Source organism: Nitrospira sp., assembly GCA_016715825.1.
Lineage (GTDB): Bacteria > Nitrospirota > Nitrospiria > Nitrospirales > Nitrospiraceae > Nitrospira_D.
The window spans coordinates 790,853-807,504 of sequence record JADJXO010000001.1 but is presented as its reverse complement, the minus strand read 5'-3'; the positions used below and the strand labels follow the sequence as shown (position 1 = coordinate 807,504).

Here is a 16,652-nt window from a genome sequence, read left to right as displayed (position 1 = left end):
TATGCTGACCCTACGGTCGTTAAGACACTCTCTCACCCATAAAATGATGGCTCTGTTTTTCGCCGTATTTTTCAGTGCTGTCTGCGGCTTGAGTTATTTCGCCTATACATCCAGTCGCAAGGCCATGTTCCAGGAATTCGAGATTCGGGGAAGAATGCTTGCCAAGACCATCGCTTCGCAATCAAAGGGCTATTTTCAGATGCGCGACGTCGATCGACTGACATCGCTCCTCCATTCTCTGGGTGAGGGTGAAGATGTGGTAGCCGTTCTTGCCTATCACCCCTCGAAAAGCATCTGGGTCGAGTTTTCCAGCATTCAACTCACCCTCGACGACCTGAATCTTCCAGCACCAACGACCGTGTGGCAACGGGATATCAGTCTCAAAAAAGGCTATCGAATCTCGGAATTCGGACGCGCGGTGAGTGACTCGCCACACCAGATTGACGGGAATGGCAGCGAGTCCGTGATCCCAGTCGGATGGGTGAGAGTTTTTCTGGATCGGAACGCGATTGAGCAACGCCTCACCAGTCTGTTGGTTCAAACCCTGCTGACCGGTCTCTTGACGACCATGATCGGCGGGACGGCGTTTATCCTCCTGCTCAGACGATCCCTTCACGTCATCGGACCTCTCACGGAAGCAACCAAGAAGGTTGCAGGCGGCGACCTTCAGGTCACGATTCCAGTATCAACCAAGGATGAATTAGGCGAATTGGCAACATGCTTTAACAGCATGACCGAGCAGTTGCTCCAAACGACCGTATCAAAGAACTATGTCGATCATGTCATTCGTTCAATGACTGATCTCTTGATCGTCTTTAATCCGGATCGCACCATCCGAAGCGTCAATCACGCCGCACTGCATCTCCTTGGCTACGAAGAGCGTGAATTGATGGGCCAAGATGTGGCCATACTGTTTCCGGAGGGAGACAACCCCCTCAGCGGAAGGAAATATGGCGAACTCCTGACCCATGGCTCAATCCATCCGATTGCCACGACGTATGTCGCAAAAGACGACCGTCCCATCCCCGTAGTCCTCTCCGCCGCCACCATGCCCGACGAAGCTGGCGCTGTCCAGGGTATCGCATGTGTCGCCAAAGACATGACCGTGATGCGGCAGGAAGAGGAGCAGCTCCGCTTGCAAGGCACCGCGCTGGAGTCGGCGGCCAATGCAGTCATGATCATAGCCAAATCAGGGCGTATTACCTGGGTCAATCCCGCGTTTACCACATTGACCGGTTACTCGTCTAACGACGTGATCGATCAGAATATCCGTACGTTGAGATCTGAACGGAAAGAGCAGGCCTTCTATGAGAATCAGTGGAAGACGATCATAACCGGCAGAGTATGGCACGGTGAGGTCACCAATCGAAGGAAAGATGGGAGCATCTACACGGCGGAGGAGACTATCACTCCCGTCCGTAATCAGGACGGCACCATCAGCCACTTTATCAGCATCAAGCAGGATGTCACGAAACGCAAACAAGCGGTCGAGTCGGTCCAGGATGCCCATCAAAAGCTCAAGGCTCTCGATCACTTGCGATCACAGTTTTTTGCCGATATCAGTCATGAGCTTCGAACACCCTTAACGGTCATTCGGGGTGAGGCCGAGGTCACGTTGAGAGGAAAAGAGAAGCCACTCTCAGAATACCGGACCACATTGCAACGAATCGTGCAACTATCAAATCAAATGAACAAGCTGGTCGGCGATATTCTATTTCTGGCGCGTTCGGAATCAGGCGCATTGCAAATGGACTTGAAACCGACATCACTATTGGACATTCTTGACGAAGTGTGTCGCGAGACCAATGTCCTTGCACAATCACGAGGCATGACAGCTACATTGGAGGAGGAATCATCCGATGTTATCATTCACGCAGACGGTGAACGACTCAAACAACTGCTCATGATTCTCACAGACAATGCCATCAAATACGGACGACCACGCGGATCCATTGCGATTCGCATGACGGCAACACCGGTTGAGACGACGCTGACCGTGGTTGATGACGGGCTGGGCATTCCCGCGGAAGATCTTCCTCATGTCTTTGAACGAGCCTATCGAGTCTGGCGGGGCCGGCCTTCGTCGGTCGGTGGTGCAGGGCTGGGCCTCCCGATTGCCAAGTGGATTGCCGAGGCACACCACGGAACAATTTCCATTACAAGCCTTGTTAATCGTGGAACTACGGTGACCGTGCGGCTTCCGCTTCATCAATCCGTAGAGTCACAATCCGGCGACGACCAGAGCCACCCCCCGATCTTTTCAGGAAGAAGGTAACCCATGGCGACCATGCACATCCTGGTGATCGAAGATGACGAACGGATTACTCGCTTTATTGGACGCGGACTGGAGGCCGAGGGGTACCGCGTCGATCTCGCTCACGACGGTCAAGAGGGACTGCAACGAGGCATAGAGATCGATTACGACCTCATCATCCTCGACCTCATGCTGCCCGACACAAGCGGATACGAGATCTGCCGGACCTTTCGTCGGAAACACATTCATACCCCCATTTTGGTCCTGACCGCCAAAGACGGGCTGAAGGACAAGCTCAGCGGCTTTGACCATGGGGCCGATGACTATCTCACGAAACCGTTTGCATTTGAGGAACTTCTCGCTCGAATCAAAGCGCTGCTTCGACGGAGGCCCACGTATGAAGAGGCGCCGGCGGTGCTGCAGGTCGCTGATCTTACACTGGACCGAACCTCCCGCGAGGTCCACCGCGGGACCAAGACGATTGCATTAACCAGGAAGGAATTTGAGCTCTTGGAGTATTTGATGGCACACCCCAACAAAGCGTTGAGTCGCACGTCGATATTGGACCAGGTCTGGGGCTATCATCACGATACGATGACCAATACGATTGATGTCTACATCGGGTACCTGCGGAAGAAAATTGATGGTGGTTCGAACACGAAGCTGATTCAGACCGTACGGGACTTCGGATACAAAATTTCTGACGCTCGACCCTCGTAACTCTGTCGTATCACGGCCTCTTCTCCTCTTCACATTCTGTTTGTGCCGATTTCCCATAGCGCACTCATGCCTCTGTTTGGACGGCAGTGTCCGCACCTATTTACAAAATCCACCTGCCTTCGTCTCACTCTATGTCAGGAGCGTGGCGTAAGACGTCATCACGATGCGTCCCCTTTGACAGGGAGGATGAAATGATCGACAGAAACAGGCCCATAGCCAGGAACGCGGCACTCGCCGCCTCGTTCCTTCTGTGTATCGCAAGCGCACTATCCTGCAAGACACAGTCACACCTTGAGATCCATCAATCCGAGACACTCACCATGGTTCTTCGCGAACTCCCCGCAGGGTACCCTTCGCTTGCCCCTTTCCACTACGCACATGTGATAGACCCGAGGGATACCTTTGTGCTCCTCGAGTCTCTGACGTATGAGAGCCGCTCAGGAGTGCCGTTGGCACACAGGCAACAACACCACGTCTTTACCAGAACCCAGGCGGAAACGCTGGCACCGGAACTTTCAAAGGCGCTGAACCTTGCCCTTCCACATGAGGTGGCAGCCTTCAGCGTGTCTGATGCCGAGCACCCAAGGGGACAGACTAAAGGTCTAGCGTTTGTACACGGTGACGACTTGCACTTGATTATCGAAGAACTGCCGCGATCTTGGCACGACCGCGCGAAGAATTCTGATCCGCAGCAGATTGCCCGATGGGCGCTACTTCCGCGCGACGGCGAGCGTCACTATGTCTCTCATCAAGGAGCGACTGGAACAATCACGAATTGGATTATCGTTCCCATTCGATGAGCACTCGCACATCGTGAGACTTCTCGGATCTGTCGATTGGAGACTTCCTTCTCTAGCTGCATCTTATTTCTTATGGATTTCTCATCTCCTGCTCAGTCCCTTCTCATATGTTCTGAGTAGGATGATCCCTCACGTCCCTTTAACAAATGTTTTCTGTCCTCTGGACCGGTGAGAGCATGCGCATCCTTGTTGTAGAAGATGATGAGCGAATCGTCGCGTTCATGAAACGCGGACTAGAAGCGGAGGACTTTACCGTCGATGTGGCTTTGGGAACGTCTCAGGCTCTTGATCTCATCAATTCACAAGGCTACGACCTGCTGATCATCGATATTTATCTCGGACCGGATGATGGTCTCGAGTTTTGTGAAACCCTGCGCCAGCACCACACGCATCTCCCGATCGTCATCATGACAGCGAAAGGAACATTGGAGACGGATAGGACGAGCAAAGCAGCAGGTGCGAATGCTTACTTGGCAAAACCCTTTGCGTTTCAGGATCTGATTGAGACCATTGCCCGTCTTGGCCCGGAGAGGGAGCCTCATGATTCTGTCCTAGAATTGCGATCACACCCACCATCCACCCCCAAAACGAACTAGGAGGCGTTTACTAAATGTCAGGCCGTTCGTCCAAGACACATGATCGTTTATACGGAAACCATTCTGTCCGCTCTGCCACGGGTGGCACAACCGTGACCCGGCGCCTCCATCTGGGTCTTCACAAGCCTGACGTGGTTTCAGACCTCGAGCATTGTTGGGAGATACGTCCATGCTGATCATGCTCTATTCACACGACAGTTACGGGCTCGGCCACATTCGCCGCAGTCTCGAAATCGCGAAGCATCTGTCCGAACATATTCCTCACGCGTCACTGGTCATGCTGACCGGCTCGATGCAAGCCCATACCTACCCACTCCCCGATCGTATGGAATACATCAAGCTGCCGGCGCTCACGAAAGACGCAGATGGACAATATTGTTCACGACTGCTTCCACATGCCATCGATATCACCTTGAAGCTCCGCGAAAAAATCATTCTGGAAAGTATTCGGAATCTGAAACCCGACATTCTCTTGGTGGATAAAGCACCGGCCGGCATACGTGGCGAATTATTGCCCGCCCTAAACTATCTGAAAGCAAAGTCGCCCTCGACCAGAATCGTTTTGGGTATGCGCGATATCGAGGATCATCCCGACCATGTTCATGCCGAATGGGCGAAGTCCGGAATCATCCCGTTGCTGAAGAACACCTATCATGCGATTTTCCTGTATGGGTCGCTGTCGATCTATGATCCGGTCAAGGAATATGGATTGTCGCCGATCATCCAGAACAAACTCGTGTCCTGCGGCTATGTCGGCCGATATCAGCCCAGTCTTTCGCGGGAGCGGATTCGAGAAGAATTACAGCTACAGACTGATCGGTTGGTGGTCGTCACCCCAGGGGGAGGAGATGATGGGTATCCCTTGCTCACAACCTATCTCCGAATGTTGAAGGATCAGTTTGGCTCACAAGCTCCGACATTCGATACGTTTCTCGTAACCGGTCCCATGATGAACTCGGACCAGCGCCGTCGCCTCCAGGAAGCCGCCGATGCGGCGCTGGCTTTGACGGTCACTGAATTCACTCCGCGTCTCTACGACTATTTGGCCGCGGCTGATCTCGTCGTCTCGATGGGCGGCTATAACACTGTCGTCGAAATTCTGGGGGCAAACCAACGCGGGATCATTATCCCACGCGTTCGACCGAGGCTTGAACAAAGTATTCGAGCAGAGCGCTTTGCGGCAAAAGGTCTTCTCGACATGATTCACCCAAGTCAGTTGACTCCTGCCAGCCTCTTCCAAGCCATCACGCATTCGTTGCAGCATCCACGGCCACCTCGTCCCCAAGAGCTCGGGATCGCCATGGATGGTGCCGCGAATGTCACGAAAGCCATGAAGCAATTGTTCACGGACCTACAACGCATCCAGAAAAGCGAGAGTCCATCCATTCTTCCTGCGGGTATTCGGGTATCTCAAGCGCAGTTCATCGCAGAATCAAGAGTGTAATCGTGACGGCTCAGCCCACACCTAAAAAAATCGCCTACCTCGTCAAGATCTTTCCGAAGGTTTCGGAGACGTTCATTCTTCAAGAGGTTCTGGACCTTGAAGCATTGGGACTTGATCTCACGATCTACGCCTTGCAGCGCCCCACCAATGCTATGGTCCATGGTTTGGCGCGTCATGTCCATGCATCCGTGACCTATCTGCCCGAGACCCCTTTGAGCGTGCATCATAATCCCCTCCTGGCCCATCTCCGTCTTTTTCTTTCATCTCCATGGAGATATCTATCGACGTTGCGATTCTGGTTGCAGACTCCAGAAAGGCCCTCATTTTCTAAGTTCCTACAGGCCGGTTCTCTTGCTCGAGCAATGCAAGATGCCCAGATCGATCACCTCCACGCCCATTTCGCGAATGCCCCCACCAGTATTGCGGAGCTGGTCTATCGATTGATCGGAATCCCCTACAGCATGACGTGCCACGCGAAGGATCTATTCCTGACAACTCCTTCCAGCCTTCGGAGGAAAATACGTCATGCGGCATTTGTGGTGACCTGTACGGAACATAATCGATCGTATCTTCAACACCTGTCGGAACACGGCACTCCGCTCCATCGTCTCTATCATGGCCTCAATCTGAATCGATTCGACCATCTACGGGCGAGTCGCCGTGGGTTGCCGACCACGAGCGCCACCATCATGAGTGTCGGACGGTTTCGTGAAAAAAAAGGATTTCTCACCCTCATCCGAGCCTGTCACGTCTTGACCAAACGTGGGTACCGATTTCACTGCTGCATCGTGGGGTACGGTCCGCTTCAACCCCAGATGGAGACGTTGATACGAGAACTCAACCTCCAAGACATCATCGCATTGGTCGGCAAAAGACCGCTTGAAGAGGTCGTGGGGTTGTATCAAGCCGCAGACATATTTGCGTTGCCGTGCCAGGTCGCCCAGGACGGTGATCGCGATGGAATTCCGAATGTACTCATGGAGGCGATGGCTTGTCACTTGCCTGTCGTCACCACTGCTGTGTCCGGTATTCCTGAACTCGTCCGCCATGACCACAATGGCATCCTCGTCCCTCCGGAAGACCCCGAAACCTTGGCACTGGTCCTTGGCCACTTGCTTGAAAACCCTGCACTCCGGCAGCGTCTAGGGAAAGCCGGGCGCGAGACGATCGTTCAGCAATTCGCTTCTCTGCACACGAGTAGTCGCCTCAAGGCGCTCCTCCTGGAAGAAACCTCTTCGGATGACTCAGGACTCTCTAATGGTGAAACGTCTGAAGCCCGGGGTCGAGAGCACGACAACGCCGAGAGCAGAGCGTCGGACAGCGCGGCTGCTCCCAGCATCGGTTATGTTGTAAAAGGATTTCCGCGCCGGTCGGAAGCGTTCATTACCAATGAAATCACTCTCTTAGAACAGATGGGTCTCCGGCTCCATCTGTTTTCTGCCTTTCAGGGCGAGACAGATGCTAGAAGAGCTCAGGCCTATACTCTGCCATCAACCCTGACCTATCTTCCAGAAGATCATGAGAACACCGACAGCGGATTTGCCTTCTGGCTCATTGCCAATCTGCCCCGTTATCTTCCGAGCCACCTGCAACTGTTTCGCACGACTCCAGGTCGATATCTCCGTACTGTGGGTGAAACCATCACATTGAGTTGGCGATGCCGTACCGGATTCTTTGCGTTACCGAAAAAAGTGTTTTACAAAGACTTCTTGCGAGCCGGGTTCATCGCTGCCTCTATCGTCGAAACGAACACGATCCGCCATCTGCATGCGCACTTTTGTCATGGCGCGACGACCATGGCGATGTTCGCCGGCATCTTGACAGAACTCCCCTTCAGCTTCACTGCCCATGCCAAAGATATCTATTTACCGAATCTCAATCCCGGCGATCTCCTACGGATCAAGTTGAGTCGGGCCAAGTTTGTGGTGACCTGTACTGAAGCCAATCAACAGCACTTGGAAGCTATCTGTCCACAAGGAGCGCCCATCCATGCCATCTATCATGGAGTCAACCTCGCTCGATTTTCACCGATGCCCCATCGCCAACCTTCCGCAACCCCCACGATTCTTTCGGTCGGCCGCTTCGTGGAAAAGAAAGGGTTCCCCTATTTGATCGAAGCCTGTCGGATCCTCAAAGGGCAAGGGGTCGCGTTTCACTGTCGGATAGTCGGTGAACCGGACGAACAGACGGACCTGGTTCAGAACCTGATTCGTGAATATGAACTTGAGAAGGACATATCTATCGAGCCGGGAGTATCGCAAGAGGAACTTCGCGCCATCTATCAAAGCGCCAGCGTCTTCGTGTTGCCCTGCCGCATCGTTGACAATGGGGATCGAGACGGTATTCCCAACGTTTTAGCGGAGGCGATGGCTTCCGGCCTCCCGGTGATCTCAACGACAGTGTCCGGGATTCCAGAACTGATCGAGCATCGACTGACCGGTCTCCTTGTTGCTCAGCGCGACGCGGCAGCCCTCGCCGACGCCATCGGGGAATTGCTGCGTGACTCCCGGCTTCGCAATGGTTTAGCAGAAGCAGGACGCGCGACAATTCATCGGATCTTTGACTCGACCACCACGACGAGACAGTTGTTCGACCTCTTTCAGACGGAAGTCTTCGGATCCTCCACACCACATCAGGAGGCCTATGTTTCTTGCTCCTAGTCGAACTCAGCCGACTCCGAGAATAGCGCGGCGACATATCTTCGCCTCGCCATTTCGTGAATTCACAGCGGAGGATCTGTTCCGGCATTTCCACACGCGTACGTCGGTCCACTATTTCCCGGTGCCCGACGTGGTAGAGACCGCACGTCCCAAGATCGACAATATCCTGAACAACCTATTCGAGTTCAACAACGAACGTCATATGTTTCCCTCGTCGCCCCTCTGGCTCACCAATCTCAGCAGCGATCAGGAATGGTTGATCCTGCTTCATAAGTTCTATTACGCCGTCGGACTTGGCATTGCCTATCATGAGACGAATGATTCGCAGTACGCCAAGAAATGGGTTGAGCTCACCAGTTCTTGGATTCGTACTGTTCCCCACGACTTCCTCCCGAGCGACGTCGCTGGGCGACGCATCCAGAATTGGATCTTTGCACATTATTATTTTGTGAGCACACGACAGCCTCCCTGCGTCACGCCGGACTTCTATGGTTCCTTCCTGGACTCGATTCATAGTCAGGTCTCGTACCTCCGAGACCACGTGAGCCCGGCTCGAAACCACCGAACTCTGGAACTCTGCGCGATTTTCTTGGCAGCCGTTGTGTTTCCTGAGTTTATTGAATCGACCGAATGGCTGAGATGGTCGATGGACGAACTGCTGAAGAACATTCAATCTGATCTCCAGCCCGATGGCGTCCATTGTGAACAATCCACGGACTACCACCACCTCGTCCTCAAGAACTACCTCTGGGTGAAGAGACTGGCAGTCCTCAATCAGATCGATATGCCTGTGGAGTTCGATGTACTCGTGAAGAACGCCTTGGAATTTTCACTCTACTGCCACAGGCCAGATGGCATGATCCCTGCCCTCAGCGACGGAGATAGTCGGTCCTTTCTCGATCTCTTGCAAAGTGGCTACGAGCTCTACGGCGGAGACGATTTGCTTTATGTGGCCACTGGTGGGACGCAAGGCGCGCCTCCGGCGGTCCGTTCAAAAGGATTTCCCCATGGCGGTTACTACATTTTGCGAAGCGGTTGGGGTGAGGCCGAAGAGGCCTATCAGGATGAGCGTCAGTTGATCTTTGATTGCGGCCCCCTAGGGGCAGGCAATCATGGGCACTTGGACCTGCTCAGTTTCGAAGCCTCGGCCTACGGCGCGCCTCTTATCGTCGATCCGGGTCGCTACACGTACGATGAATCGGGACCGATCAATTGGCGTATCCTCTTCCGAGGCACGGCTTCCCATAATACGGTGCTAGTGGACGAGCAGAATCAAACGCGATATCTCCCAGGGAAACGCCGATACAAGATTCAGGGGCCTGAGCCGGAACATGAATTGAGAACATTCGTGAGTACCACGGGGCTGGACTATCTGCACGGGATAGCGAAGAGCCACGAGTATCCGGTCGTTCATGAACGAAAGGTCCTGTTCATCGGTGGGGAGTATTGGGTCATTGTTGATCTCCTGAGAGCGCAAGAATCCCATCGATATGATCTCCGATTCCATCTCACACCTGCTGCACTAGGGAATGTTTCTCTTTCCCTCTCGGACGATACATTGTCCGTCCATGCTCCACAGCTTGTTTTGGCTCAGCCGCTTGTCCCCGCTGCGTTTCCACGAATCGACGAGGGTTTTGTCTCGCAATCATATGGGGTAAAACACCTGGCTCCGATCGTGCAGTTCACGCAACAGGCGTCGTGCACGGGTTTCGTAACCGTGGTGTATCCGTACAAGGCTGATGCGCCTGCGATCTCCGTGGGCATGTTGAACACCAACGGCGACCTCCAGGGACTGCTCGACAATACACAGGCAACGCTGCATATCGTCATCGCACAGAACGGACGGCAGTATCGCGATGACGTGGTATTCGCGCCTGCCGAATCGGGATTGTCTGAAAAGGGCTCATCAACGAAGGTGTCTGTATCAAGGACTGATCAGGACGACCGACTCCTATTTCAGTACCAGGCCTAACTCATGATGGACCATGCTGTGATTGACCGAGCCTTCACACCTCGCGTATCCAACCGTAGATTGCTTGCCGACATTCCTACAGATGCACGGCTTCCGCAGCTTTGTATCATCTTGGACCAGGAAGCGATGAGCGAGATTCTGCAGCAGCAACTCCAGGACTCGATCGGTACCCGAGAGCGGCTCGCAGTCCGACAATGCGAGATCCTGCAAGTGCGCTACAAACCGGAATCCTCTTGTATGGTGAGTTACCGTCTCGACATCGAGAAGGAGACCACGGGTGAGCGTGTAGAACAGATTTTGTGTGGGCGGGCACTTCCACAAGGCTCCTCACGATCACAATGGGAAAAGGCCTGTCAACGAGCTCTCGTTCAGCCACGTTTTGGGAAACCGCTCCTCCATGTACCCGAAGTGGAGATGGTCTTGTGGACGTTTCCCAACGACCGCAAGATTCACACACTCCCGGCGATGATCCAGCTGACCCACAACACTTCCGAATCCTTGCCTCAGTGGCTCGTCGCACATGTAGGCGAAGAGTGGCGTGTCACCGACACAAACTCTCGCGTCATGCATTATGTCGGTGAGCACACCTGCACCGTTCGGACAACACTGGAGGTGCAGCACCGTACCGGAGACACCCACCGTCGCATATCCATCTACGGGAAGACCTACTACGACAACGAAGGTGCTCACACCGATCATGTGATGCGAGAACTTTGGAGCAGTGAAGCGAGGCGCAGCGGCCGGCTTTGCATGGCCGAACCCCTGTGGTATGACGCCCGACTCAAAACACTGTGGCAACTCGGCATACACGGCACCACGCTGGAGCGTGATGCCATGGAAGGCTCGAACTCTTCCCTGTTGTTCGTTGAAGCGGGTCATGCCGTCGCTGCACTCCATGCGACCTCCGTGTCCCAGCTTCAAGCGATCACCGTACCGAATCTCGTCAAGAAGCTTGCCGTCGTCGGTTCTCTGTTGGCGCAACATCAGCCATTCAGCCGCCCGATTCTTGTTCCTCTCCTCAGTCGGTTAACGGCTCAAGCGGCGATGATTCCAATTCACCCGACCGCGACCCTCCATGGCGATCTTCACCTCAAAAACCTTTTCCTGACCGACGGCACAATCGCATTAATCGATCTCGACAACGTGTGCCAAGGACCCCCAGGTTGGGATATCGGTAGTTTCGTCGCAGGACTTCTCACAGGCACCTTAGCAAACCATGGATCATCTTCTCGCACAGTCAGCCATGTGCAATTATTTCTCGACCACTACCATCGGTCTGTTGCGTGGACGATTGATACTCCGACCATTGCCTGGTTCACCGCCGTGGCGCTGGTGGCCGAGCGTTCATACCGATGCATAACCCGCCTGAAAGATAATCAAAGAGGACTCCTGAACGGTTTGCTGAGACTCGCTGATGAGATCTCCAAGGGTCAGTCGTTGGGCGTAGTGACCAGCGAAAACTCCGATGCGATCATGCGGAGCGTGAAGCCGTGATTATTCATCCCGGACCTCGCCCAACTCTTGTGTATCTTGTTCGTCACGGGGAAAGCCAGTTCAATCTGGAAAAGCGAATGTCCGGCCAGCTCGATCCCCCGCTCTCCTCAGAGGGAGTTGATCAGAGCCAGGCCTTGGCGGATCGTCTTCGTGCGGTGCCCCTGACGGGAATCTATACCAGCGCCCTCAGACGAACGGTGGAGACCGCCGAGCCTACCGCTGCGATCCACGGCCTCCCCATTCACCCCACTACCGCACTGAATGAGATGCACTTGGGAGTTCTTGAAGGGCGCTACCGAGACGCACGCGATCCTGAGGCCAAGGTTCTCTGGGAGGAGCGCAAACGGGACAAGCGACACTATCGCATTCCCGAAGGAGAAAGCTTTCTCGATCTCGCGGAACGGGTGAAAGAGTCGCTGAAGAAGATCCTGACCGCGCAGCGTGGCGGCATAATTCTGATCGTCGGACATCGCAATACGAATCGAGTTCTGTTCGGCATGCTGATGCAACGTCCTGAAGAAGAATGGCCGCATTTAGATCTGAAAAGACGATACGTCTATGAAATTGCGGTTCACGACCGGCCGGAGCTAGCTCTTATTCATCTCACCGCAAATCGGGCTGGCTTAAGATCTGTAAGTATTACGGCATCATGAGCGATCGACTATGGACGCCTACAAAGATTGTGCACTGCGACAGTGCTATCGAAGCCGGGGCTGACAATATGGTGCAAGACCGAAACAGCACACATCTTGAGCCCAACGTACCCATCGCGAATTTCGCACGATTCGCCGACGCAGAGGCCATGGGAAACCTCCTGTGGCAACGGCTTGCTGCCGGCTTCGACAGCCAGGAGCTTCCGATCGCCTGCACCATCGTCTATGCGCGGTATAAGCATTTGAAGGCGCAGTCGCAGTCCAAATCATCACTGTCCGTCTGTTATCGGCTCGACGTGGCCGGCCGTCGCGAGCGCCGGCACGATACTCTCTTCTACGTCAAGGCCTATCTCGGAGGTCGCAGCCGGAACGAATGGGAGAAGCTGGCCGACTCGAGCCGCACCGGCCTAGGCACGGGAACCTTCGTCGTTCACGTCCCGGAGCTCGACGCCATCGTTTGGAGGTTCCCACACGACCCGGTGCTTACGCATCTGCCAAAGGTGATTGATGCGGACCGAGTCCGGTCTTACCTGCCCTGGGAGCTTCTTCCGAACAGCGTGCCAGCACCAGACGGTCTCACTAATCTCACCAACAGAGTGGCTCACTACCTGCCGGAGAAAAGTTGCACCACACGCTATGACTTACAATGGCAAGTGGCCGGAACTCCGCACGAGCTCACCCTCTACGGCAAAACCTTCAAGGGCGAGGAAGGCAAAGAGATTTACGAGCGGATGATACACTTCTGGCGCACATCGTGCCAGGATCCCGGAAGCATCACGGTGGCTCAGCCGCTCGCCTACACGGAAACCGTCAAGACCATCTGGCAACGGGCCATTGACGGCGCCCCGTTGTCTCGTGTCATCGACGAAACCAATTACGAACGCTATCTCCTCAAGGTGGCGACGGGTCTCGCGACGCTCCACAAAAGCCGTCTGGGCAGCTCTCGTGCCGTGACCATTGATGATCATCTCGTTGAGTCCCGCAAGAAATCACTCAAGCTTGGACAGGCCCTCCCTCTAGTGATGACGCCGCTCCAGGTCTTGCTCCGGCATCTCGAGACTGACGCACCCTCAATCGCATCTGCCGACCACACGCTCATCCACGGAGATTGTCAGTTTGGCAACCTGTTGGCCCAAGATGACCAGGTGGTGTTCTTGGATTTCGACGACTGTGTGCAAGGGGATCCGGCACGGGACGTGGCTAATTTCATTGTCTATCTGCATTTCTACGACTTCTCTCCGACACTCCGAGACGCGATGAGTTCCACTTTTCTCGCGTCATACCAGCGCTCGGTCGAGTGGGAAATGTCGGCCGAGCGCCTGGCTTGGCATTTGCGCGTCCAGTTCCTCAACAAGGCCTATCGGGCTTACTTCCAACAGGCGGCTGGGACCGAACAGGAGGTCCTCCGAATCTTGGATCTGGCCGGCAATGCAACGAGGCTCGCCTCAAAGTGCGCGCTGAACGGGATCGAGCCTCCGACTGCCCCGTGGAGGCAAGACTCATGTTGAAGCAGGTCCATCTGATCAATCCGATGGGGAACGCATCGGGCGGCAGTGAATGGCGGACCCTGAGGCTGTTCGAAGAACTCTCCAAGCGCTGCGATGTCCAGCTCTGGAGCTCTTTGGAGCCGAATTCCCGCTTCTCGGACTATCCGATACGCAGAATCGATTTCTCGAGCAAGTCTTTTCCGATCACCGGCACGTTCATCATCGTCGGCGTCTATCACGAGCTTGGGCCCTGGATTGACCTGGCTCGGCCGACGCGCACCATTCTCATCTACAACACATCGCGACTCGACCAGCTCCAAGACCGCCTGCATACACTACAGAGCTTCGGGAAGCCGAAGGTGGAGATCGTCTTCGCGGCGCAGTGGCTGATGGATGCCTGCCGTCTCTCGGGCCCTGTCGAGATGTCTCCGATAGATCTGCAACGGTTCGCACCGGCCGAATGCGAGTCCGACAATGGGTCGGACAGGCGCTTCACAATCGGCCGGCTGAGCAGGGACCACTCCAAGAAGCACCACCCCAACGACATCGGGATCTACGACCACCTTATCTCTGAAGGCGGCACCGTGAAGATCATGGGGGGCCGATGCCTGGCCGGCGAGCTCGACAACGTACCAGAGGTCACCCTGCTTCCGGCAGGCGCGCAGGAGCCGGAAGTCTTCTTGAAGGGCCTGGATTGTTTCTTCTACCGCACGTCGGAGAAGTACTTCGAGCCCAGCGGCAGGGTCGTCTCTGAGGCCATGGCCTGCGGACTGCCCGTCGTCTGCCACAGGAGAGGCGGCTACCGCGAGTACATCAACGACCGAGTTGACGGCTTCCTCTTCGATACCGACGAGGAGGCTGTCGAGATCCTCTTGACCCTCAAAGCCGACCCGGCGTTGCGGAAGCGTGTAGGCCAGGCCGCGAGGAAGAAACTGGAAGCATCCCTCGCACCGGCAGTTCGGGACAAATTCCTGCACTTCTACACGCGATGAGGATCGGCAGTTCAGTGTGCGAGGAACAAGTCGAGAACAGTGTGCACGTAGTCCGCTGATACGACTATCCGATGTGCGCGAACGGAACACTGATGACATGCTGATCATCTGTACGGGGAAAATCGCCAATGCCACTGCTGGTCATATCGACAGCATCATGGCCTACCCGGTTGGCCTGCAACGACTCGGCCATGAGGTGTACGTGATGGAGCGCGTCGGTTCAAATCGATGCGTCGATGCATCCGGCAAGAAGGTTCCATTCGAACAATGGGAGGGTCGACGACATTTCGAATCGGTAATGAAGACCTATGGAATCTGGCCACGATGTTGCCTGATTTACAAGAATGGAGAAGCCACGCACGGCATACCGTTCGCCGAAGCCGTCAACGTCGCCAAGCGGTGTGACCTGTTGATGACGAGAAGCGGAGAAATCCATAAGGTTCAAGACATTTTTGCGAATCCGAGATATCGGCTCTACATCGATGGCAATCCTGGTAATACGCAGGTCTTTCTTCAACAACATGGCGGTGACTACGAGGCATTGGATCACTACGATTATCTGTTCACTTTGGGTCTCAATATCGGGACGGACGCCTGTCGCATCCCGACAGGAAATCGCCACTGGCATCCGATACTCCGTCCCGTGGTTCTCCCAATATGGCCGACGGGTCCGGATCATGCGAGCACTCGATTCACGACCATCTCCAGTTGGAAGGGGCGAACCACCTTCCGGTGGCAAGGAACGGAGTCGGGTGAAAAATCTGATAGCTGGCTCAAGTTCATCGAGATCCCGAAGAGAACCGCACAGGAACTGGAAATCGCTCTGCGTGTTGAACCTCGCGATGAAGTCGATGGGGAGATATTTCGACAGAACGGCTGGCGGCTGACGGATCCCCGGAGGCTTCGCACGATGACGGATTACAGAGAATATATCTCTCACTCCCGCGCAGAGTTCAGCGTGGCACATCATCGCGTCGTCGAATTTGCGGTCGGCTGGTTCAGCGACCGGAGTGCCCTCTACTTAGCATCCGGGAGGCCGGTGCTTGTTCAATCAACCGGCATCGAACCGCACCTACCGACAGGCAAGGGGCTGCTCACGTTCAGCACGATGGAAGAAGCCCTGGCAGGCATCGAAGATATTAACGGAGACTATCTTGGTCATTGTCGTGCGGCGCGAGACATCGCTGAAACCCATTTCGATTCCGATCGCATACTCACGAACATTCTGGCTCACGTGGGGTATGGATGATGTCGACCACCCACAGCCCGTTCAATATCGGTCCTGTTTCTGAATCCATGATAACACCAGATTGGGGGACTATACGCCGAACCTTTCAGCGGTTCGCAACCCTCGTGAACGCTGTTCCCATCCTTCGATCATGTGTTCCAGAACTTTCCACAGGCTCTTTTGAAATCAGGGACTGCGTCATTCTAGACGCAAAACTGAAGACGTACCTCAAGCCGACCAGCAAGAATAAGTCCACGTTGTCCGCCTGCTATCAGCTCACACTGAGAGAAGGAGCAACTGGCCGATCCTTCCAGCGTATCGTTTATCTGAAAGTGTTTCTTAGCGGTCGCAG

Annotated in this window: 12 protein-coding genes; all 12 read left to right on the top strand. The window is 54.7% G+C overall.

Annotated elements, in window-relative coordinates; all coding sequences use genetic code 11:
* Position 1: 1 nt before the first annotated feature.
* The 12 genes from IPM58_03975 to IPM58_03920 all read left to right on the top strand — a co-directional run bounded on the left by IPM58_03975 (position 2) and on the right by IPM58_03920 (position 16,321).
* Positions 2-2,275: a PAS domain S-box protein gene (locus IPM58_03975; GenBank protein ID MBK9306248.1), complete on the top strand. Its 2,274-nt coding sequence runs from the start codon at positions 2-4 to the stop codon at positions 2,273-2,275.
* 12 nt (positions 2,276-2,287) lie between these two features.
* The gene (locus tag IPM58_03970) at positions 2,288-2,974 is read left to right on the top strand and encodes a response regulator transcription factor (GenBank protein ID MBK9306247.1); all 687 of its coding nucleotides are present in this window, start codon (positions 2,288-2,290) and stop codon (positions 2,972-2,974) included.
* Between the two features lie 449 nt (positions 2,975-3,423).
* Positions 3,424-3,774: a hypothetical protein gene (locus IPM58_03965; protein MBK9306246.1), complete on the top strand. Its 351-nt coding sequence runs from the start codon at positions 3,424-3,426 to the stop codon at positions 3,772-3,774.
* 176 nt (positions 3,775-3,950) lie between these two features.
* A complete protein-coding gene (locus IPM58_03960) occupies positions 3,951-4,370 on the top strand; it encodes a response regulator (protein MBK9306245.1) in 420 nt (139 codons plus the stop codon).
* 169 nt (positions 4,371-4,539) lie between these two features.
* Entirely contained in the window at positions 4,540-5,814 is a 1,275-nt protein-coding gene (locus tag IPM58_03955; protein MBK9306244.1) for a glycosyltransferase, read from the top strand.
* A 2-nt stretch (positions 5,815-5,816) separates the two neighbouring features.
* Positions 5,817-8,474, top strand: a complete 2,658-nt coding sequence (locus tag IPM58_03950; GenBank protein MBK9306243.1) for a glycosyltransferase — start codon at positions 5,817-5,819, stop codon at positions 8,472-8,474.
* Positions 8,458-10,446, top strand: a complete 1,989-nt coding sequence (locus tag IPM58_03945) for an alginate lyase family protein (GenBank protein ID MBK9306242.1) — start codon at positions 8,458-8,460, stop codon at positions 10,444-10,446. The genes IPM58_03950 and IPM58_03945 overlap by 17 nt, the downstream gene beginning before the upstream one ends.
* Before the next feature lie 126 nt (positions 10,447-10,572).
* Positions 10,573-11,940 (top strand): phosphotransferase, encoded by a 1,368-nt coding sequence (locus IPM58_03940; GenBank protein MBK9306241.1) that lies wholly within the window; start codon positions 10,573-10,575, stop codon positions 11,938-11,940.
* Positions 11,937-12,593 (top strand): histidine phosphatase family protein, encoded by a 657-nt coding sequence (locus IPM58_03935; GenBank protein ID MBK9306240.1) that lies wholly within the window; start codon positions 11,937-11,939, stop codon positions 12,591-12,593. Before IPM58_03940 ends, IPM58_03935 begins: the two co-directional genes overlap by 4 nt.
* Positions 12,590-14,101: a phosphotransferase gene (locus tag IPM58_03930; protein MBK9306239.1), complete on the top strand. Its 1,512-nt coding sequence runs from the start codon at positions 12,590-12,592 to the stop codon at positions 14,099-14,101. The genes IPM58_03935 and IPM58_03930 overlap by 4 nt, the downstream gene beginning before the upstream one ends.
* Positions 14,095-15,072: a glycosyltransferase family 4 protein gene (locus tag IPM58_03925; GenBank protein ID MBK9306238.1), complete on the top strand. Its 978-nt coding sequence runs from the start codon at positions 14,095-14,097 to the stop codon at positions 15,070-15,072. Before IPM58_03930 ends, IPM58_03925 begins: the two co-directional genes overlap by 7 nt.
* Positions 15,073-15,169: 97 nt before the next feature.
* Complete coding sequence (locus IPM58_03920; protein ID MBK9306237.1) at positions 15,170-16,321, top strand: hypothetical protein; 1,152 nt, start codon at positions 15,170-15,172, stop codon at positions 16,319-16,321.
* The last annotated feature ends 331 nt before the right edge of the window (positions 16,322-16,652 follow it).

What these genes read in the sequence shown, in the direction of transcription:
- IPM58_03975 (MBK9306248.1), top strand. Translation starts at nt 2, where the DNA reads ATGCTGACCCTACGGTCGTTAAGACACTCTCTCACCCATAAAATGATG.
- IPM58_03970 (MBK9306247.1), top strand. Translation starts at nt 2,288, where the DNA reads ATGCACATCCTGGTGATCGAAGATGACGAACGGATTACTCGCTTTATT.
- IPM58_03960 (MBK9306245.1), top strand. Translation starts at nt 3,951, where the DNA reads ATGCGCATCCTTGTTGTAGAAGATGATGAGCGAATCGTCGCGTTCATG.
- IPM58_03955 (MBK9306244.1), top strand. Translation starts at nt 4,540, where the DNA reads ATGCTGATCATGCTCTATTCACACGACAGTTACGGGCTCGGCCACATT.
- IPM58_03945 (MBK9306242.1), top strand. Translation starts at nt 8,458, where the DNA reads ATGTTTCTTGCTCCTAGTCGAACTCAGCCGACTCCGAGAATAGCGCGG.
- IPM58_03940 (MBK9306241.1), top strand. Translation starts at nt 10,573, where the DNA reads ATGAGCGAGATTCTGCAGCAGCAACTCCAGGACTCGATCGGTACCCGA.
- IPM58_03930 (MBK9306239.1), top strand. Translation starts at nt 12,590, where the DNA reads ATGAGCGATCGACTATGGACGCCTACAAAGATTGTGCACTGCGACAGT.
- IPM58_03925 (MBK9306238.1), top strand. Translation starts at nt 14,095, where the DNA reads ATGTTGAAGCAGGTCCATCTGATCAATCCGATGGGGAACGCATCGGGC.
- IPM58_03920 (MBK9306237.1), top strand. Translation starts at nt 15,170, where the DNA reads ATGCTGATCATCTGTACGGGGAAAATCGCCAATGCCACTGCTGGTCAT.